This window comes from Streptomyces sp. NPDC048270, from assembly GCF_040652335.1.
Lineage (GTDB): Bacteria > Actinomycetota > Actinomycetes > Streptomycetales > Streptomycetaceae > Streptomyces.
In genome coordinates this window covers 13,658-31,726 of the sequence record NZ_JBEZLV010000041.1, presented here as the reverse complement: position 1 = coordinate 31,726, position 18,069 = coordinate 13,658, and the positions used below count along the sequence as shown (strand labels likewise).

At 69.3% G+C, this 18,069-nt stretch carries 15 protein-coding genes; 3 read left to right on the top strand and 12 right to left on the bottom strand.

Going from position 1 to position 18,069, the window contains the following annotated elements:
* Window positions 1-15: 15 nt before the first annotated feature.
* The 12 genes from AB0D66_RS28340 to AB0D66_RS28285 all read right to left on the bottom strand — a co-directional run bounded on the left by AB0D66_RS28340 (window position 16) and on the right by AB0D66_RS28285 (window position 16,279).
* The gene (locus AB0D66_RS28340; protein WP_362309408.1) at window positions 16-531 is read right to left on the bottom strand and encodes a hypothetical protein; all 516 of its coding nucleotides are present in this window, start codon (window positions 529-531) and stop codon (window positions 16-18) included.
* 324 nt (window positions 532-855) lie between these two features.
* A complete protein-coding gene (locus tag AB0D66_RS28335; RefSeq protein ID WP_362309405.1) occupies window positions 856-1,893 on the bottom strand; it encodes a bifunctional lytic transglycosylase/C40 family peptidase in 1,038 nt (345 codons plus the stop codon).
* A 13-nt stretch (window positions 1,894-1,906) separates the two neighbouring features.
* Window positions 1,907-2,563, bottom strand: a complete 657-nt coding sequence (locus AB0D66_RS28330; protein WP_362309402.1) for a hypothetical protein — start codon at window positions 2,561-2,563, stop codon at window positions 1,907-1,909.
* An 86-nt stretch (window positions 2,564-2,649) separates the two neighbouring features.
* Entirely contained in the window at window positions 2,650-5,280 is a 2,631-nt protein-coding gene (locus AB0D66_RS28325; RefSeq protein ID WP_362309399.1) for a hypothetical protein, read from the bottom strand.
* Window positions 5,277-7,865: an ATP-binding protein gene (locus AB0D66_RS28320; RefSeq protein WP_362309396.1), complete on the bottom strand. Its 2,589-nt coding sequence runs from the start codon at window positions 7,863-7,865 to the stop codon at window positions 5,277-5,279. Before AB0D66_RS28320 ends, AB0D66_RS28325 begins: the two co-directional genes overlap by 4 nt.
* Window positions 7,866-7,906: 41 nt before the next feature.
* A complete protein-coding gene (locus tag AB0D66_RS28315; protein WP_362309393.1) occupies window positions 7,907-8,515 on the bottom strand; it encodes a hypothetical protein in 609 nt (202 codons plus the stop codon).
* On the bottom strand, window positions 8,512-8,829 hold the full coding sequence (locus AB0D66_RS28310; protein ID WP_362309390.1) for a hypothetical protein: 318 nt from the start codon (window positions 8,827-8,829) through the stop codon (window positions 8,512-8,514). Before AB0D66_RS28310 ends, AB0D66_RS28315 begins: the two co-directional genes overlap by 4 nt.
* Before the next feature lie 27 nt (window positions 8,830-8,856).
* Window positions 8,857-9,996, bottom strand: a complete 1,140-nt coding sequence (locus AB0D66_RS28305; RefSeq protein ID WP_362309387.1) for a conjugal transfer protein — start codon at window positions 9,994-9,996, stop codon at window positions 8,857-8,859.
* Window positions 9,993-10,274 (bottom strand): hypothetical protein, encoded by a 282-nt coding sequence (locus AB0D66_RS28300; protein ID WP_362309384.1) that lies wholly within the window; start codon window positions 10,272-10,274, stop codon window positions 9,993-9,995. Before AB0D66_RS28300 ends, AB0D66_RS28305 begins: the two co-directional genes overlap by 4 nt.
* Before the next feature lie 101 nt (window positions 10,275-10,375).
* Window positions 10,376-11,314 (bottom strand): hypothetical protein, encoded by a 939-nt coding sequence (locus AB0D66_RS28295; RefSeq protein WP_362309381.1) that lies wholly within the window; start codon window positions 11,312-11,314, stop codon window positions 10,376-10,378.
* A gap of 1,239 nt (window positions 11,315-12,553) precedes the next feature.
* Entirely contained in the window at window positions 12,554-14,245 is a 1,692-nt protein-coding gene (locus AB0D66_RS28290) for a hypothetical protein (RefSeq protein ID WP_362309378.1), read from the bottom strand.
* A 1,305-nt stretch (window positions 14,246-15,550) separates the two neighbouring features.
* Window positions 15,551-16,279: a GntR family transcriptional regulator gene (locus AB0D66_RS28285; RefSeq protein WP_362309375.1), complete on the bottom strand. Its 729-nt coding sequence runs from the start codon at window positions 16,277-16,279 to the stop codon at window positions 15,551-15,553.
* A 166-nt stretch (window positions 16,280-16,445) separates the two neighbouring features.
* Here AB0D66_RS28285 and AB0D66_RS28280 point away from each other — a divergent pair, with 166 nt between their 5' ends.
* The 3 genes from AB0D66_RS28280 to AB0D66_RS28270 all read left to right on the top strand — a co-directional run bounded on the left by AB0D66_RS28280 (window position 16,446) and on the right by AB0D66_RS28270 (window position 18,018).
* Window positions 16,446-16,733: a hypothetical protein gene (locus AB0D66_RS28280; protein ID WP_362309372.1), complete on the top strand. Its 288-nt coding sequence runs from the start codon at window positions 16,446-16,448 to the stop codon at window positions 16,731-16,733.
* A 165-nt stretch (window positions 16,734-16,898) separates the two neighbouring features.
* A complete protein-coding gene (locus tag AB0D66_RS28275) occupies window positions 16,899-17,555 on the top strand; it encodes a WhiB family transcriptional regulator (RefSeq protein ID WP_362309369.1) in 657 nt (218 codons plus the stop codon).
* Between the two features lie 94 nt (window positions 17,556-17,649).
* Complete coding sequence (locus tag AB0D66_RS28270; RefSeq protein ID WP_362309367.1) at window positions 17,650-18,018, top strand: hypothetical protein; 369 nt, start codon at window positions 17,650-17,652, stop codon at window positions 18,016-18,018.
* Window positions 18,019-18,069 lie beyond the last annotated feature (51 nt).

Here is an 18,069-nt window from a genome sequence, read left to right as displayed (position 1 = left end):
GTGCGGTGGGGGCGGTCAGGCCGCTGCGGCTGCGGGACCGGTGCCGTCGTTGTGGACTCCAAGGCGGATGACAGGGCGCTCGGGGGTGCTCTCCTCACCGGTGACGGCGCGCAGCTCGCACTGGGCGTAGCCCTGGTGACGCAGCACGGTCGTGGCGCGGGTGGGTCCCTCGACGCGCAGGGTCAGCGGCCCGCCGACGGACATCAGCCGCACCCGCATCGCCGTTCCGCGGGCCGGCAATGCCCAGCGGGACGTGCTGCGCTGGGCCATGGAGATCTGCTTCGCGAAACGGATCACGCCCTCCAGCGTCGGATCGAAGCCGTTGGTGGGAAGCACCTCGAACGCCTGGCGGTCCTGCAGGGTTGACCGGCTCATCAGCCGCTGCACCGAGCTGAGGGTGATCGCGAAGCCGAAGACACAGCAGATGACCCACCACAGGTTTCCCAGCGCCCACTCCTGGGCGCTGGGGGCGAGCTCGGGAAGATCGTCGACGCTGCCGATGAGCTTGTCGATGATGTCGTTCGTGGTCATCGAACGCCTCTCCTTCGCGTCTGGGATCCGGGCGGCGGAGAAGTCGAAATGCTGAGGGACACGGGCGGGCTCCAGGAACGTCAGGCGGAGGACGGTAGAGGTACATAGAGGTGGTGCAGGCGGCAGGGGTGTGACATCTCGAGAGCGAGAATTTCGATCGCGGTCTCGCACGACCCGAGCTGCCCGGACGCCACGTCCTTCCGGAGGCTGATGCGACGGCCCTTGAGGGAGGCGCCCCGGTCCGCAGGCATCTGTGTTGCCGTCAAAGCAGTCCGCCCGCGGTGGGGACCTCCGCGGGCGGACCGGAACAGCGAACAAGCTGGTCTATGCGATGTGGCGCATGGCGATGATCTTGGGCGCCCATTCACTGAGGGGCTTAATTCGAACTGGGGATCCATTTTTGGGAGCTTCAATGACCTCGCCGTTGCCGATGTACATCCCGACGTGTTCGGGGCCTCTGGAGCCGGGTCGGGTGAAGAGGAGATCGCCGGGGCGGAGGAGTTCGGAGATGCTGTTGACGGCTGATCCGGAGTGGACCTGGTCGTAGGTGACCCGCGGGAGATTCACGCCGGCCGATCCCCACGCGTACTGCATGAGGCTGGAGCAGTCGCAGCCTCGGTTGCGCGCGTGATCGAACGGAGGCTCGCAGTCGCCGCCCCACTGGTACATGGTGTCCAGCGCTGTCTTCGCCGTGGCGATCGCCTGCTCGGCTCCACCCGAGCCCGGGAGAAGCGGTATGCCTCCCTTGTCGTCGACGGCGGCCCACTTGGCGGCGAGCTCGCGGATGGCTTTGACGTATCCGCGGGTTTCCTTAAGGGGCGGGATACCCCCGGCCTTCTGAACGGCGTAGGCCCCGGCGTTGTATGCGGCCAGCATGTTGTCGGTCTTGTCGCCCGGCACGTCCTTGACGTCGCCGGCCAGGAAACAGTCGTAGGCCATCTGGGCGGGGATGGCGTCCTTGGGGTCCCAGACGTCTTTGTCGCCGTCGGCGTCCCCGTCTACGCCGTGGCCTGCCCAGGTGGTCGGGATGAACTGTGCGATGCCGTCGGCGATGGGATCGCCGGTTTTGGGGTCCTTGGACTGGGCTGTCGGATCAAAGGTTGACTCGGTGTAGAGCTGCGCCGCGATGAGCGAAGGAGTGATCTCGGGACAGCCGTAAGCGCCTATGTTCTTGAGGATGAGCTCTCTGACCCAGTCGGGGACGGGAGCGTCCTTGGCGATTCCGCTGCCAAACCCCGCGTTGCCGAGGTCGTCCGCGCCTTCCTTGTCGGCAACGGCCATGGCGACGGCGATGACGGTGGCGATGATCACGCCGATGATGACGGAGCCCAGGCAGCCGAGGGCCTTCAGCACGGTCTTCACGGACGGGCCCTCCTCACGCGAAGGGCAGTGCGACGACGCACCACTTGCCGGACGGGTCGCGCCGCGCCTCCAGCGCGACCTGTTCCTCGTCGCGAGTTGGCTGCGTGCCTGCCGAGGTGACGGTGACGGTGTAGTGCACGCGCAGGTAGGCGAGGTCGGCGGTCGGGGCGGGCGCGCCGTCGGGGATGAGAACGTCGCTGACGGCGGCGGTGACCTGAGCCTTGGCGTCGGACCAGCGCTTCCACTGCCTCGCAGTTCCAGACGTCGAGGCAGAGAGCTGGTCGGCCAGTGCGGGCGATGCGAAAGCGGCGGCGCGTCGTCCGGCGTCCTCGTAGGAGGCGTCCTTGCCCTGTCGGGCATCGTGGCTCGACCAGGCTTCTACGAACGCGTGTGCGAGGTTGGAGAGTTCTGCGGGGACTGCCGCGACAGGTTCATCGCGAGCTGGTGTGGCAGACGGCGAAGGTGTTGCAGGTGGTGGCGGCCATTGTGCAGGGGCCGGGACTGTCACCGGCCCGGTGGCGGCCTTCGGTGCCTGGGGATTCGCCGTGGCGGGATTGCCGTCGAACGGCCAGATGAGAAGGCCGACACCGAGGCCGGCGAGTAGGAGAGCGGTGACCGCGATCGTCGCGGTGCCGAAGCGGCTCTTCTGGTCGCGCATGGATTTCGACATGAGGGTCCCCGGAAGCTGGTCGGTGTGGTGTGGGCCAAGAGGGGTGAGGGCCGCTTTGGTGCACTGCAACGGCCCTCACCGGTCTGTCAGCTGGTCGACCTCGGCGGTCCGGCGGGACGCGTGACGCGACGTACGCGCTTCGGTGCCGCCCGAGCCGCCTTCTTCGGAGGCTTCGAACCGACCGAGGGGGCGGCGCTCGTAGGTGTTGCCGGCCCGGCCTGAGCCGCAGCCGGAGGCGTGGCGGGAACGGACGGAATGGAGGCAGGGCCTGAAGTTGAGCTGCTCTTCGACGCTGCGGTGCCCTGACCGCCAGCACCCGCCACGGTGATCTTCACGTTCGGCTTCGGCGCTGTCTTCGGGACGGCCTTCGGCCCGGGCCCGGTCATCTTGCTGGCGGCCGGCTGGGCGCCGGCCTTGGGCTGGGCCACAGGGGGCTTCATGCCGGATTTGGCCGCCGGACCCACACCTCCGGGCACACGGGGAGCGGTGACAGCGGATGTGCTCTTGGACGGGGTGGTGGGGGAGGCGGGTACCAAAGGCTGCGCCAGACCGAGCTGCGCGTTGGCGGCGTGCCGGCCAACGAACCGTGTGGCGGTGGCGGTGTTGCGCGCGTACTCCTGGCCGAACGCCACCGCCTCGCCGACCTTCTTGTCGACGCGGGCAGCAGCCCGGTTCTTGGCCGCGACGAGCTCGCCCTTCACCGCAGTTGCCCGGGCTCCGGCGGCCTGAAGCCCCCGCTTCGTCGCGGCGACACCGCGCGGAATCCCGACGGGAGCGCCGATGGTGGCCATCAGGCCGAACTTTCCGGCCTTGACCCCGTACTTGCCGGCTATCAGCGCGGCTTTGCCGGTGGCCATGGTGGCGCGTCCGCCGCGGGTCTGGGACAGCTTGCTGGTGGCGGCAGTGGCGAGCCGCTTCTTCAGCGACTGCTTGGCCGCGTTCTGCAGGGCCAGCTTCCCCGCGGCGGCCGCGCCGCCCGTACCGACGACTGCAGCCGCGTTGCCGGCGATGCGGGCTGCGGCCCTAAGGCGGCCGCCCTTCTTTCCGGCCTGTGGCGAACCGGTCCACAGCTGCTTGGCGGTGCGTCCGATCGCGCCGAGGGGCTTGGTGACCTTGCTGGCCTCCCCGCGGGCTTCTCCCCACACCTGCTTGAGGCCGGGGGCGGTCTCGGCGAACCTTCCGTAGCTGCTGAACACGGACTGGCGGGCGCCCCCGATGCGCGCGTTGTGCAGCCGGCGGTTGAGGTTGACGGAGATCTGCCGTGCGGTCTCCTTGATCTTCTTGTGGCCGGCCAGTCCGGCGATCGCGGCGATGTCGATCGAGATGAACTTGACCGCGAGGATCGATCCGGTTTTGGCCTTGATGAGGGCGAGGATTATGAGAATGAAGATCGCCAGGAAGAGGATGGACAGCACGACCGCGACTGCGGCTTTGGTGATGGCGGCGACCCAGCGCCACAGAACAGCCCGGCCGCCGCCGGGAAGGATGCCGGCGCAGAGCGCCCAGTGCCCGCGGATGGCTTCGAAGGCAATCCACCCCTGGGCGACGAGGAAGCCGCCCGCGACCAGGCATATCAGGACGGAGACGATGATGGCGGCCAGAGCAACAAAGACTGCACTGAAGGCCATGTCAGCTGAAGCCTTCTTGGTGTCCAGGGCCTTCTTGTCGCCGTGCCCGCAGGTCTTGGCGAACTTCTCGCCGGCCTTGGTGACCGCTTCGAGGTCGGGCGTGCCGGGTGGCTGGGTGATTACGTCCAGCTTGAAGAGCGGCTTGCCGGCCTGCATCCACTTGTACTCGACGAGCTTGTATTTGGCGAAGGCCGCAGAGCACTCCTTGTCGAAGACCTCGCCGTAGAGCATGAGCTGGGTGGGCTTGACGATGAAGGCGTCGACGAGGGCGTTCGTGATGGGCTTGCTGACAGTTTCGGGTTTCGCCTGAACCTGCTTGGGGTCGTCCGTAAGAACGAGGCTGGAGACCTGCAGAGACAGATCCCGCGCTCCTCCGATGAGGCCCTCTTCTGACAGGAGCAGGGAGTTCCCGCCCGGGCTGGGCTGGTCCTGGGTCCCGAGAAGGACCTGGGCCGGGGAGATGAGCAGGGTGGTGGCGACAGCGGCGATGACGAGGGACATGCCAGCCTCGGCGAAGCCGCGCGAGCGCTGCTTGAACATGATGTGCCAGCCCGCGTACACGGCCGCGAACGTCAAGAACAGCCCCGGCAAGCCCAGTCGGTTGATCACCTGGTCGCGGATGGTGCCGGCGATGTCATCGACCGGGCCCACCAAGACCTTGGGCAGGCCGAAGTCGAGGGCCCAGTCGACGAGCCAGCCGGCAAAGCCGATGAACCATTTCGCGACGCCGAAGAAGAACTGGGCCAGCACGTTCCAGATCTTCAGGTCGATGTCGTTCCAGTCCCCCGAGTCGGACCGGACCGTGTACGCGCTGATGGGGACGCCGTATTCGTCGGTCACGTTGAAGGGCTGAAGCAGCCCGTCGCTGGCGTCCTTCGGTGGCGTCGTGACGTCAGGCGTGGGAGCCGGGGGAGTGGCCGCGGGAGCGGCAGGAGCAGTCGGTGCCGGGTCGGGCGGCGTGGGCGAGGGCTCGGCGAACGCGACCGTGGTGCACAGGGCCATGAGGAGCGTCGCCACGATGACCATCAGCCACCGCAGTCTCCATCGAGGCATTTTGCCCTGGAGGCCCGTCGAGACGCGGGCGCTCATGCGTAGCTCTCTTCAAGCAGAGCGGTCTCGTCCTCCGTCGCCTGCCCCGGCGTGGTCAGGATCGCGTCGGCTGCATGCTCGTCGGCCGGAATGAGGACCTTCATGCCGCCGATGCGCCGGCGCAGGTCCCGGTAGATGCATTCGCCGGCGCGCAGGATCCGCTCGGTGTCGGAGAGGTTGATCGGGCTGAGGTTCTCGGTGATGAGCTTGATCATTTGCTCGTCGGTGGGGTCCAGGTCGAGGAATTCCAGGCAGCGGGCTGCCAATGTCTTGCCGCGGTGGCGGAAGACGAAGACGTGGGATAGCAGGGCGCGGATCTTGTCGCCGATCTCGCTCTTCGGGCCGATGTCGTAAGGGTCGTGGGATCCCGCGAACGCCCCGGCGAAGTGCTTGCGTCCGTCTGCGATGAGCTCCAGGAGAAGGTTCGAGCCTTCGGCGCTGGAGGTGAGCCACCAGCACTCGTCCAGGAACACGCCGCAGAACTCGTTGGGGTTGGAGAAGGCAACCTCGCGGCAGAGTGCGGTGATCAGGTACATCAGGCGCCAGCCCATGCGCTTTTCGATCTCGAGGCTGGGCAGGCGGTGCTCGGAGAGCTCCTCCTTGGTCGGAAGACCGATCCCGTCCACGGCGAAGACGATGGAATCGGCGTCGGTGATCTGCACGACCGGCAGGGTCGGGTCGAAGATCACCCTGCCCAAGTCCTTCTTTGCGAGAGCGCGGAGTGTTCGTACGAGTTCCGAGGCGGCGGCGCGGACGTTGTCGTCGTTGGGCTCGTCGGGGTCGGGCGTCTTGGCGCGCAGGGCGAGATTCTCGACGAGGGAGGTCATGCTGGGGTCCGGCCCGAGCCGGGTGGTCTCGATGGCCTCGGCGAGGGTGACGCCCTCGATGCTCATGGAGCCGATGTCCAGGAGCGGGGTCAGGAAGCTCTCGCAGTAGCGGGCGGCCCGCGGTCCGCGGAAGACCCGAAGGGGGTCCAGGGAGATGCCCGCGGTCTCATCGACACGGATGATCTGGATGCTGCCCGGGCAGGCAGAGGCGAAGCGCGACCATTCCTGCTGCGGGGTCCTGTCGATGACGAGCGCGCGGCCGCGGCTGCCCACGCTGTTGGTCCGGTGGCCGGTGGACAGGATTCCGTACATCGCGGACTTCATGGCCACCGACTTGCCCGACCCGAGCTCGCCGACGAAGGCAGCCGAGGCGGAGGCGTTTACCCGCGGTCCGTGGCTGAAGTCCACGAGGACGGGGCGGACTCCGCCGCCGTTGAGCCGCAGGCCGTAGAGGTTGCCGGTGTCGTCGCCGAGGGCTGCGCCGCAGAAGGGCAGAGCCATCGCGAAGTCGCGAGCGAGGAGGTACTGGGTGTAGTCCATGACCGGCTTCGGCGTCGGCACGCCGGGCAGCATGGCGTGGAACAGGGCTTCCTGATCACCGACCGGCCTCGTCAACGTGTAGTCATTTCCTCCGAAATGGTTGGCTAGGGCCGACGCCTTCTCGTTAGCCTGGTCGGGGTCCGCGCCCCAGACGCAGGTCATGACGGTTGCGCGTATCTCCACTTCGGTGGAGGAGGCGGTGAGCCGGTCGCGGTACTCGTCCAGCGCGAAGCTGGCCTTGTCGAGGGAGGCGGGGACGCCGGCGGTCTCACCGTCGTACTCGCCGCGCTGATGGGCCAGCTCACGCTGCTGCCGGCGGCTCCTGGGCTCGGCCTTCGATCCGGACTCGATGTGCAGGCGGACCGCCCAGTCGACGGCGAAGCCAAAATCATCCAAGGCGGACAAGTACTCGGAGCCGGGGAAGATGAAAGCCTCCGGCATTTCGGAGAGGACAGAGAAGGCCTGGTAGCTGTCGCCGTGTTCGCTGGTCGCCTTCAGGTAGCGGCGGCGGAAGGGGTTGACCGGCGCCTTGGAGACGTTGTCGCTGCGGCCGCCCTCGTCGAGGATCACCTGGGTGTGGGCGGTAGCGGTGTGACCGCGGCCGCGCAGGGCGCGCGGGGTGCCTTCCTCCGGCAGCATCGGCTCGCTGATGCCGCGGCGTGCGCTGTGACCGTAGATCCAAAGGATTTCGCTCTCGGTGGCCGGGCGCAGCTTGATGCCAGTGGGCCAGGAAGCGGAGAGCCGGCGGGCCTGGTTGAAGCGGAGTTCCTCTTCGGACCGGCTCACCGGCGGGACCGGCAGGCCCAGGGTGGCCAGCAGCTCGGCCTGGGCGGCGGAGGCGGTGGCCTTCGCCGTCTGCTTGAAGTCGGCGTTCACCAGCGGCATGGCGATGAAGTCGACGCGCCCGGTGAGGTCCCACTCCTCCAGCTGGTCCAGAACCTTGAGTGAGAGGTCGATGTAGTCGGGCGACTTGTCGAGGTCGACCCCGGAGGTCATGCGGGTGACGACCGAGGCCGCGTCGACCTGCGGGCACAGCGACAGCAGGAGGACTTCGCCGCGCAGGCTCTTGAACAGGGCCTCCAGCGCGTCGAGGCGCTCTCTTTTCGTAGCGCGGGAGGCGTGGGTGTAGTTCTCGCTGTCGACCTTCCATACGCCCCACACCGCGGCGTGCTTGGTCCAGATCAGGTGGCCGCTGATGTGCCGGATGGGCAGACGCATGGCTGGTCCTTACGTGGTTCGTGGATCGGTGGTTCGGGGGCTCAGCGCTCGTCGAGCAAGGCGAGCAGGGCCTGTAGGCCCGTTCGGGCCGGGGCCGGGGGCCGGGGGCCGGCCCCGGCCGCAGGCGCGACTGCGGCCGGGACGGGCTGTACGGCAGGTGCGGGCTGTGGGACGCGCTGTCGCACCGGTGCTGTGGCCGCGGGCTGCTTGACCACGGCTGGTTCATCCGCCGGTGCCTGGGCTGTGGCCGCTTCGAGGAAGCGGACCGTGCACTGGCCGGTGGCTATCCGAGCCCGGGTCCGGCGTTGGGGCCGGCCGCCGAGCCGACCCCCGGGCGGGGCCGAGGCGTAGACCATCAGGCTGCGCACCGCCCGGGCGGGGTCTCGCCCATCCAGGCGGGCGTACCGCAGAATCCAGGCCAGCCCCCACGGGACGGCGATCATGATGAGGGCGTTGCCGATGCCGAAGTACGCCCACAGCTGCCGCGTGAGCACCAGGAGCAGGAACGTTCCTGCCATGGTCACGATCTGGGTGATGGTGTAGGGGCCGCCGGGAAGACGGCCGGCGCCCGGCAGTTTGCCGATGACCAAGGGGTGCCGGCGCGCCCGGGTGTAGGAGTGGCCGATCAGCTGCTCTTCGTCGGCGCTCACTGGGCCGGCCCGTCATCGGTGGCCGGGAGAGCGAGGACCTGGACGGTGTGGGTGCCGGCCGAGTTGATCTCGGAGCCGACCTTGCTCTGCAGGGACGGCATGTTGACGATGCCCCACAGGACGAGGGCGCCCAGGAGGAAGGCGACGGCGGTGGCCACCCAGGACTTCGTCCTCCAGTAGGCGCCGATGATGGCGACGATGACCATGACGGCGGCAACGGCCTTGACGAGGTTGCCCACGGCGGTGGTCTTGCTGTCGGCCCAGGTGAGGATGTCGCTGGCGAGGATGACGGTGTTGGGGTCGGTGGTGTGCACGGTGGTTCTCTCCGTTGGTTGTTGGGATCAGGAGGCCGACGGCGACGGCGAGGCAGGGATTTGGCTCTCTGCTGGTGCCGGGCTGTCGGAGTTCGGGGAGGCGGTCGGTGTGGGGACCGCCGGTTTGCTGCCGGGCTGCAGGAGGGGCGCGGCGCCGAGCGAGGCGACTTCCCACCGCCCGCCGCGCGATCGCAGCGTCAGTGCGTAGGTCATCGGGTGGTCGGTGCCCGTGGTGTCCGTGGCCGCGACCTTCGCCAGCACCTGCCTGGCCTTGCCGTCGCCGGGGACCGCGTTGTCGGCGGCCTTCTCGGAGTCGTCCGAGAGTTCGGTGATCTTGATGGCCGTGTACGGGGCAGGGGCCACCGGCAGCAGGACAACGCCGGGCGAGGTGTAGCGGTTGAGGTCGCCCTTGCCCGCGAGGTAGGCGCTGAGGAATCCGGAGACCGTCTGGGTCGCGGGGTCGGTCGGGTTGCTGCCGCGGCTGGTCGGGTATCCGAGAGCGCTGGGGGTGAGCGAGGCCGGAGCAGCGATCTGGGCCGGAAGAGCGGTGGCGGCGTAACCGAGGACCAACTGACCCTGTGCGGCGCCGCCGGCAGCCGGAGTGCCGAGCACCTGGACCGCGACCTGGAAGTACTGCAGGCCTGCGTCGGTGACCGTTCCCTTGGCGTCCTTGTTCGCCACACGGGCTGCGACCGTCACGCTCCAGTAGCCGGCGCCGACTTCCTGGCTGGCCACGGCGACCGTGCGGCTCGAGCTGCGCGAGCCAGGAACGCTGGTCAGGGTGACCGAACCGGAGTAATACGGCGCCAGGGTCTTCTCGCTGCCCCGGCCGGCCTCCAGATACGCGGCCACGAACAGCTGGGCAAATCCGGACGGGCCCGTATCGGAGGCGGGCTGCGTGACCGGGGCCGCCGGAGCCGGCGCTCCCTGAGCGGTGGCCGAGGAGCCGAGCAGGCCTGCGAGGCCGAGGAGGGGGCCGGAGGCGATCAGTACCCACGCGCCGACCCTCACCAGCTTGGCGATCCCGGACAGGCCCGCGCTGGTAGCGGTCCATCCGGTTTCCAACTCGCCGTTGTCGGGTGCGGCACTTGAAGGCTGCCCGGTCGCTTCCGCCCAGTCGTCGACCTTGTTCTCCGGGGGGACTTCTTTTCGCTGGCGCCGCTTCATGACGCCTGCCGCTCGGCCTGGGCCGTGATGACGGTTCGGATCCGCTCCCGCAGCTCCTCGGGGGTGCGCTGGAGCATCACCTCCCAGGACTGCAGGGCGGCCTCCGAGTCCTTCTCCATGTAGGCGCGCAGCGCCTGGTGCACCCTTCGGTCCAGGGGATCGCGTACGAGAGCGGTCCCCAGATGGGTCAGATGGCGCCGTGCCTGGGCGACGCGTGTCTCGTCGTCGTCGAGGAGCGGGCTGGAGGCGCCGTGCGGGCCGGCGAAGGAATCGGACATGGTGGACTCCCGGTTTCGGTTCGGGGAAAGGCGGTCAGGGGCAGGGATCGCAACTAGAGGTGTGGATCAGGCCCGCGGTGTGACATCGGCGGGCGAAAGATTCAGGACGCGGTTGCGAGATAGGCGTTCCTGAGGTCGTCAGCGCGCAGAGGACGGACGGCCCGACTAGCCCTCTGCCGAACCCGGTCTCCCTCGGCCCCCATGGCACGCGTCGTGCGGTAGGCCCTATCCGGGTCGAGCGAGGTGCTGAGGTAGTAGGCGGTGATCCGCTGAGCGTCGATCACCTTCAGGGACCGAACGTCCACGGCCCACATGACGAGGCCGAGCAGGTCCGTGCGGCCCTCGCCGACCGTCAGCTCGTCTTCGTCCTGGCTGACGAGCTCAAGCTCTGCGGCGTGCGCCAGGAGATCGGCGAGCTCAGCCTGCAGCTCGGGGTCCGCAGCAGAATTGGTTCCGACGAGGGGAAGCTGCGGGTCGCTCGCCAGGGGGGCAAGCTGTTGGGCGATCTTGCGGAGCTCGCTCCGGTCGTCGAAGTCGGCGGCAAGGGTGCTCTGAGCGAGATTCAGGGTGTCCATCGCCAAGTTCGCGACGATGGATCGCGGGCGGCGGTCCAGCGGATAAGTCCCCACGGCCTCGAACAGCGCGCTCAGAACCGTGCCGAAGACGACCTCCCAGTCCAGGCCAGGCCGAAGCTGCGACTTCGCCAGCAGAATCGCCCGGGGAAGCAGGACACGGACGGCGACCTTCCATGCCAGGTGGCTGTCCGAACCGCCGGCGGCCGCCCGCCGCAGAAGGCCGGACATCACCTCGTCGTGCGCGGTCCAATTGCAGGCGCGCCACAGAGAGACGAGCTGGCTGACGATGTCCTCCGGTGTGTGAACGTCCGCAAGTCCGATGTCCTCCCGGGCCCAGCGGGCAATCTGTTCGGCCGTGTGGGCGTCGAGGCCCAGCACTTCCCAGTCCTGGTTCATGCGCTGCAGGGCGCCGTACTCGGACCCGGAGTAGCTGGTGGGAGAGGCAGAGCGGGTGTTGGCGGCCATGTCCGTGTCCGTCCTTTCGCGTCATCTGGCTGATGTCGCTCAACCTCTCCGCACTCCCCTTGTCCGCGGTCTGATCGCCCTCGGCGGTCGAAGCGGTCCAGGGGATTCACGGACGTGGTGCGGTCGGACAAGGGGTGCGCGGACAAGGGGTGCGGCGCGCGGACAAGGGGGCGCGCACCAGCGCACCGCACCACCACCGATGGGTGGTGCGGTGCGCTGGTGCGGCGCGGTCGCCAGTTGGTGCGCTTTCGGAAGTGCGGTTGGTGCGGTGCCGGCCGCACCGAACCACCGGAGCTGGTGCGGTCGGAAGGCGCTGCCTCCGCACCGCACCAGACCCGTCTTGATCAAGGTGCGCTGGTCCTGGTGCAGCCGGCTCGTATTGGTCGCGGCGCCCATCCGCCTCCGGTACTCCGTAGCCCGGCCCAGAGGCGCGCTGGCTGCAGAGCGTGATCCGAAGGGAGAGATCTCCCCTGCAGAACCTCCTCGCGGTTCGGGGAAGGAGGACCCGCAGCCGCTGTGAAGGCGCGCCGCTCGTGGCGCGGGAGCGAGACCAGGACAGAGCTGGTCCAGGGGAAACGCACTCGGCGCTGAGCTGGACAAGGGGGCGTTAGAGACCGGACAAGGGGGTGCGCTGCTTGGCTTGAGGCCGTGCCGTAGGCCGGACAAGGGGGTGGCCTGTCTGGCTCGACCCCGGACAAGGGGGGAAGCATCACCGTGGCCGCCCGGACAAGGGGGTCCGCCCGGGAGCGGACAAGGGGGTAGCCGGAAGCGCGATTCCGCGGACAAGGGGGCTGGGCTGATCACGTTCCGCAACCACGGAACCGGGGCGAGCCATCCGACCGGCCACCGCACCCAGCCGCTGAAATGGGCCGGCCGCACCGCCGCAGTGGGCGCACCTGCGGCGCGGGTGCCCTGAGGTGCGGGAGCTCGCGCACCGCACCGATCGCCACCGCACCCGCACCCGCACCCGCATCACCGCACCCAGACCACCGCACCGCACCGCACCACCGCACTGCCCGTGCGGTGCGATGGGTGGTGCGGGTGCGCACCCAGTCGGTCCGCTCGGCGTCCTCCGCACCACCGCACCTTCAAGACTCTGGTGCGGTGGTGCGGTTCGTCAGCTGGCCGCGCACGAATCGCTTCTCGGACGCACGCTCCTCCCGGGGCTGACCGCACCGCGCCCCGCGGCTGGTGCCGTGACCCTGGCATGGCCGGACCCGGGTCGCGCCGAGCGGGCCGTCACGCGACCTCCGCGGCAACCTCCAGAACGCGGTGCCGCGCGCAGACGCTCCGGGTAGGCAGCGCCTCGCGATCGCAGACCGAATCATCCCCACCGGTGCACCTCGCTCGGCCGGTCGTTCGGGCGGGGACACCGAGCGCCGCTGCCTCCGCTCGTTCCGACACCTCCGAACGGCAGAGCGCGCAGCGTCCGTCGTCCAGGGCCCGGTCGGTCAGAAACATCCGCGCACCGCACTCGGAACACGCCCCGCGCGGCGGTCCCAGCGGTTCGGGGCTGGCGGCCCTGGCCGCCGGGAGCCGGATGGCCTCGTCCAGGGCGCAGTCGGTGCAGGTTCCGAACGGACCGGGGCGGGTGCCGTGCTCGGGGCACAGCCCCTCCTGGAGGCGCTGAGCTCGCTGGCGGGCGGCGAACCGGTCGGCGACGACTTCCGCGCACACCTCGCAACGCTGCCCGGTCGACCACATCACCCCGGCCTCGCAGTCCTGGTGGCCGCACCCCCACCGCGGCAGGGCCACGCCGAGCAGCCACCGACCGGGATCCCGGATTTCGGAGGTCATCGTCTGGGCGAACCGTGCCGTGAGGCGGTGGCGGAGGCGTTCCGCGGCCATGCCCTCACGCAGCTGGCGGCCCACTTCCCTCGCGATCTTCCGCTCGACGAAAGCGTTGCTGACCTGCTTCAGCAGCCAGTGCACCGGCTCCAGCACGGCGTAGATCTCCGGGCTCATGGTCAGATCCGGTCCGGTGTACGGCGACTCGGACGTCGGCGCTCGCTCGCCTTGCCGCTTCGGGATGGAGGGCTGGCTGCTGGCACCCGCGCGGAGCGCGAGACGAGCCGACGGCTGGTTGTGCTGCGTAGCGCCCGACGGGTTTTCCACAGGCCGAGAGCCCTTTACTACCTCAACCTCGCCTACGGCGGATGAGTCAAGTGCGCCCGCGTCCTCGGGTCGGTCAGTCATAGGTGATTCCTCATTCGCGAGGGATCCCTCACCAGGCTGCGGACCCGATCCCTCACCAGACGGAGAACTACCCGACTCGCCGGCCGGGTCCTCCACCGGTCCCTGACGCTCCTGGCCGTCGCCTTCCGGGGTCTGGGGAACGTAGGCGGAGTCGGGTTCTGCGTCCTGAGCAGCGGACGCGGCGATGTCGTGCGCGATGAACTGGTGACGCCCGTGGGCTCCCGCCCTGCGCACCACGGTCAGCCATCGCGACGCTTCGAGCTCGTCCACCACCTCACCGGCCGCCGTGGCGGTCAGCGTCTGCCCAGCCTTCTTGCCGGAGTGGTGGAACAGGGAGCCAGCCAGCTCCCCCTCGGTCAGCGCGATCGCCACCGCCTGCGCGTAGGCGATGACGGCGTACGCCCTCAGCTGGCGGGGCTTGAGGTCCTCCGCGGCCGCCACCGGCACCCACACGAACGCCTCCGACCGCGACACCGGCCTGGTCCGACGCAGCGCCGAAGTTCCCCGCCCGCCACGCAGCGTGCGCCGCTGCGAGACCAGTTCCACCACGCCGTCCGGCCCAGTGCGTGACAGCTGGGCAAGTCCCCTCTCCACCGAGGCCTTCGAGACGCCCAGGTAGGAGGCGATCGTCGCCGACTTCGCCTGGCACCCTTCCTCGCGCATCCCGAGCGCCTTCACCTTCACGTACACGGCCAGGGCGATGTCCGCGTAGAACGGCGAGGTGACCAGCCGCATCGGCACCTTCACCCGCTGCCGACGTATCGGTGCACCGGGGACCGGGCAGGCGTCCAGCCCCGCGGTCACCGCTGCCGCCGCAGGGCATGGCTGCAGGGCGCCGCGGGCTTCATCGGCCGGCGGCGCGGCCTTCGACTCCCTCGCAGGAGCCGCTTGCTCGGGCGAGGAAGGAGCTGGACTAGAAATCAGAGTGGTGGTGGGCACACTTCTCCTGGCACAACGGCCATGGGGCGTTGCGCTCGGTGTCGCAGCCACGCCGGTCACGGGCGGGCTGTTTTGTTGTCGATGCGGGCGCGGTCCTCGGCCGGTCAGAGGTTGGTGTCGGCCATAGAGGTGTGCGGAGCCGGTTCGGTGTGACGAGAGAAGGGCAGAAGATTTCGGGCCCCCTTGTCCGCAGCCGATCCGCCGTCCGCCTCTGCGGCCTCCCGGACCAGGGCGGGACCCGGGCTGACCTGCAGGACAAGGGGGTGGCGAGCAACGCCTGGACCCCCCTTGTCCGCAGGGCGGAGCGAGAGGGTCAGCCGACTGCGGGAAGAGCCCTGACTCGAGGGCCCGGCCCCGGGGACCCGGCACCTGGACAAGGGGTGGTGCCCCGGGCAATGAGCGCTGCGGGACGGCGCCTCCGCGCGATCCACAGCCTCTCGGCGGGCTCGCGGGAGGTGACGCAGCGCGTGTGCGTGATCACGGACACGCTGGCGAGGGCAGGGACGGGCCGCTGCGACGGGTGCCTGAGCTGACAAAGGGCATGGCGGTACTGCAAGATGTACTCCGTCCTCTCCGGGCCTGGCCCGGGGTACGACAAAGCCCCGCTTGGGGCTGCTGCTGGTGAGGCAGTGATCACCAGACCGTGAGGTCTGGACCTCGCTCAGGGGAGCGGCTAACTCCCACTGGGCGGTGAAGACCGGATCGAGGAGCGGCTAACTCCGAGTCCGGTGGAGAAGGGCGAGGAGCGGCCTGGCAAAGGCGCCCGCCCGGTTGGCTACGACATCCCGCCCCCCTCGACAGGGGTGGTGCGCCCGTCGCGCGAGCCGCACAGCAGAGCAGCCCACCGCGACGGCGTCGGAGACGCCGGTCGATCAGCGGGCTGACTGAGTGCTTGCGCGTGGGTGCGGGTACGCTTCACCACGAGACACCGCCTTATCGGTTCTCGGTTCGATAAGCCCCCGCGACTTGCTCAAGGTCGCGGGGGCATCGTGCATTTCGGGGCCGACTGTAGATCGTCTGGAAGCAGCCTATCCCCATACGTCTCGCATACGGGTAGCCGATTCATGGTCGACGCGGATGGTGCGCGCCTACCAAATACCGTCACGGGCCGGTGACTTCCGAGACAGAGCCGGATGATTGCGACAGGAAAACGCGATCAGCGCGAACCGTCATCAACTCGCAGAAGACGGGCTCGCTGTCGTGGAATCCCGTCCGCTGGATGACGTGGACCGGCGAAGACCCGGACTTCAGCAGCTGAGCCTCGTTGGTGGTGGCCGCCCGGGTGGACCAGCGGCTGCGTAGGCCAGTCACGGCCAGGTCGTGCTCAGCCAGCGACTGTAGTTCGTCGACATGGACCGGTTCCGAGAGCCGGCGGACGATATCGGCCACGGACCGCGGGACGTGGAACTCTCGAAGGGCCCACGGCACACCCGCGTGCCGGTGCACCGTGCTGCGTACCACCACCGTCATCTCCTCCGGGCCCTGTAGGAGGCCGGCGACATCCGCAGGGGCATGCCGCACCTCTGTGCGCAGTTCCTTGCCGGCGCCGAGTTGCTGCTCGCCGGCGGGAAGGACCTGACCGTCCTGAGTCCAGGTCACCTCGAAGGCCGTGGGCGCGCCCATGACTTGGTAACCGCGCTTGGGCAGCGACTGGACCAGGCCCTCCTCAACGAGAGGGGCGAGGCCAGCCAAGACCGTGTTCCGGGCCACGCCGAACCGGGCAGCGAGCACCCGGCCGGACGGTAGGAAGCTCCCTGGGGCGAACTTGCCGGCCACGATGTCGAGGCGCAGTTCGTCAGTGATCTTGTCCTGCTGGTACGGGTTCGGCATGAGGCACATCTTGCCGCACCAACGTGGGCGGTTCCGGGCCCTGGTCCGCCTCATCGGGCATCCCCCTTGACGTGAGCGATCTTCAGGTGCACCATCATCACATATCTGGCTCATCTGGACTAAGCCAGATGAGCCAGATATGTGAATACGAGTGATGGAGACCGTCATGAACACCCGACCCCCAATCGCCGCCGCCGTAGCCCTCGTCGCAGCCCTCGCCCTCGGCACCACCGGCTCCGCCCTCAACGGAGGCAAGGCCGACCAGCCCTTCATGGACGCGCCGAAGGGCCAGATCAACAAGCAGCCGATGGACGTCGTCGTGATGAGCGACGGCTTCTCGAACCTCGGCACGAAGTGCGACGGCCCGAACCGCGTGTACGTGATCTTCCACGGCAACGACAAGTACGGCTCGGTCACTGTCGTCCCGAACGATCCGCGCTGTACCACCCGCTGACCCGCCTCGACCGCGCCGAGGCGCGGTACCCGCGGGACGGAGCGGCCGCCAAGGCCGCCGAATCCGCCCCGCCTTCGCGCGTCTTCACGAAAGCGGCCTCCGGGGCTGGACCCCCGGAGGCCGTGTGGAGCGCGCCGCCCACCACCTCGCAGGAGACGACGACCCATGAACAGCATGATGGCAGGACCCCCGGCCCCCGCCGACGCTCGATCCGCCCCCGAAGGCACCGACGAGGCGGGGATCGCGCTCTATCTCGCCCAGGCCGCCCCCATCGCAACCCTCGCGGCCGACGGCTACCTCGCAGGCCGCGACGGAAACCTGATCGCCCGACAGCTGCGCCGGCCCCAGCTGAACCAGGCCCTCGGGCACTCCGTCTGCCACGCCGTGGCGCCGGCCCCCGACAACTTCTACCAGCGCGACGAAGAGCCCGACGGCGACTGGCGGCGCCGCAGGGCGCCAACCATCCGTGACCACTGCGCGGTCTGCCCCGTCCGGGCCGTCTGCGCCGAGCGTGCCCTGAGGGACGACGACCCGTACGGCGTCCGCGGCGGCCTGACCCAGCAGAAGCTCGCACTGCGCCTGAAGGCCGAGCACCAGCGCCTGACCGCCGCCCGCACCGAGGACACCCGCGCCGCCCGCGACCAGACCAAGCGGATCAAGGCCGCGGCCGAGGTCCAGGACATCGCCCAGCAGTACGTCGGATCCTCGGTCCCCGCCGGCAAGCGAGCCGCGAACACGGCGGCGACCCTCGCAGCCGTGCAGCGCCGAGACATCCTTCGTCGGGCCCACCGGGCCGACGCCGGCTGGACGGATGCGGCATGACCCCGCCCCTGATGATTCCCTCCGTGATCGCGACGGCCGCCGGCGCCTCCGCACCCCAGGGACCGGATGCCGGCCAGCACAGTCGAGGTGGCCGATGATCCGCTTGATCAGGCCGACCACCCTCTCCCGCCTCCTGAGGGCGGCGGCAACCGCACGCCACGAGGCCCGAACCGCCCACCGTGAACTGGCCGAACTGCACGGCCGCTACCGCGCCCTGGTCAGCCACCTCGCCCGGCGCGAGCCCGCACTCCTCCTGCCCGTCCCGGTTCCCGCGGCCACCGCGAACGACGACCACGTCGGCCCGCTGCCTGTCCTGCTGCTCATGCTGTGGCACCAGGCCGCCGCCGAGCGCGAGGCGTTCCGCGGCTGGGTCACCGAGGAGCCGCCCCTCGTCGCCGCCGCGGAACTCCTGGCACGAGCCGCCGAGGCCGCAAGCGCAGCCGCGCGGAAGGACAGCACGTGACCACCGACCTGCTCCCGGGCACGAAGCTCCCCGTGACCGAGCTCCTCACCT

Excerpts from the sequence above, each read along its gene's own strand:
- AB0D66_RS28340 (WP_362309408.1), bottom strand. The coding sequence starts at position 531 with ATGACCACGAACGACATCATCGACAAGCTCATCGGCAGCGTCGACGAT.
- AB0D66_RS28330 (WP_362309402.1), bottom strand. The coding sequence starts at position 2,563 with ATGTCGAAATCCATGCGCGACCAGAAGAGCCGCTTCGGCACCGCGACG.
- AB0D66_RS28325 (WP_362309399.1), bottom strand. The coding sequence starts at position 5,280 with ATGAGCGCCCGCGTCTCGACGGGCCTCCAGGGCAAAATGCCTCGATGG.
- AB0D66_RS28320 (WP_362309396.1), bottom strand. The coding sequence starts at position 7,865 with ATGCGTCTGCCCATCCGGCACATCAGCGGCCACCTGATCTGGACCAAG.
- AB0D66_RS28305 (WP_362309387.1), bottom strand. The coding sequence starts at position 9,996 with ATGAAGCGGCGCCAGCGAAAAGAAGTCCCCCCGGAGAACAAGGTCGAC.
- AB0D66_RS28300 (WP_362309384.1), bottom strand. The coding sequence starts at position 10,274 with ATGTCCGATTCCTTCGCCGGCCCGCACGGCGCCTCCAGCCCGCTCCTC.
- AB0D66_RS28295 (WP_362309381.1), bottom strand. The coding sequence starts at position 11,314 with ATGGCCGCCAACACCCGCTCTGCCTCTCCCACCAGCTACTCCGGGTCC.
- AB0D66_RS28290 (WP_362309378.1), bottom strand. The coding sequence starts at position 14,245 with ATGCGGCTGGTCACCTCGCCGTTCTACGCGGACATCGCCCTGGCCGTG.
- AB0D66_RS28285 (WP_362309375.1), bottom strand. The coding sequence starts at position 16,279 with ATGCCGAACCCGTACCAGCAGGACAAGATCACTGACGAACTGCGCCTC.
- AB0D66_RS28280 (WP_362309372.1), top strand. The coding sequence starts at position 16,446 with ATGAACACCCGACCCCCAATCGCCGCCGCCGTAGCCCTCGTCGCAGCC.
- AB0D66_RS28275 (WP_362309369.1), top strand. The coding sequence starts at position 16,899 with ATGAACAGCATGATGGCAGGACCCCCGGCCCCCGCCGACGCTCGATCC.
- AB0D66_RS28270 (WP_362309367.1), top strand. The coding sequence starts at position 17,650 with ATGATCCGCTTGATCAGGCCGACCACCCTCTCCCGCCTCCTGAGGGCG.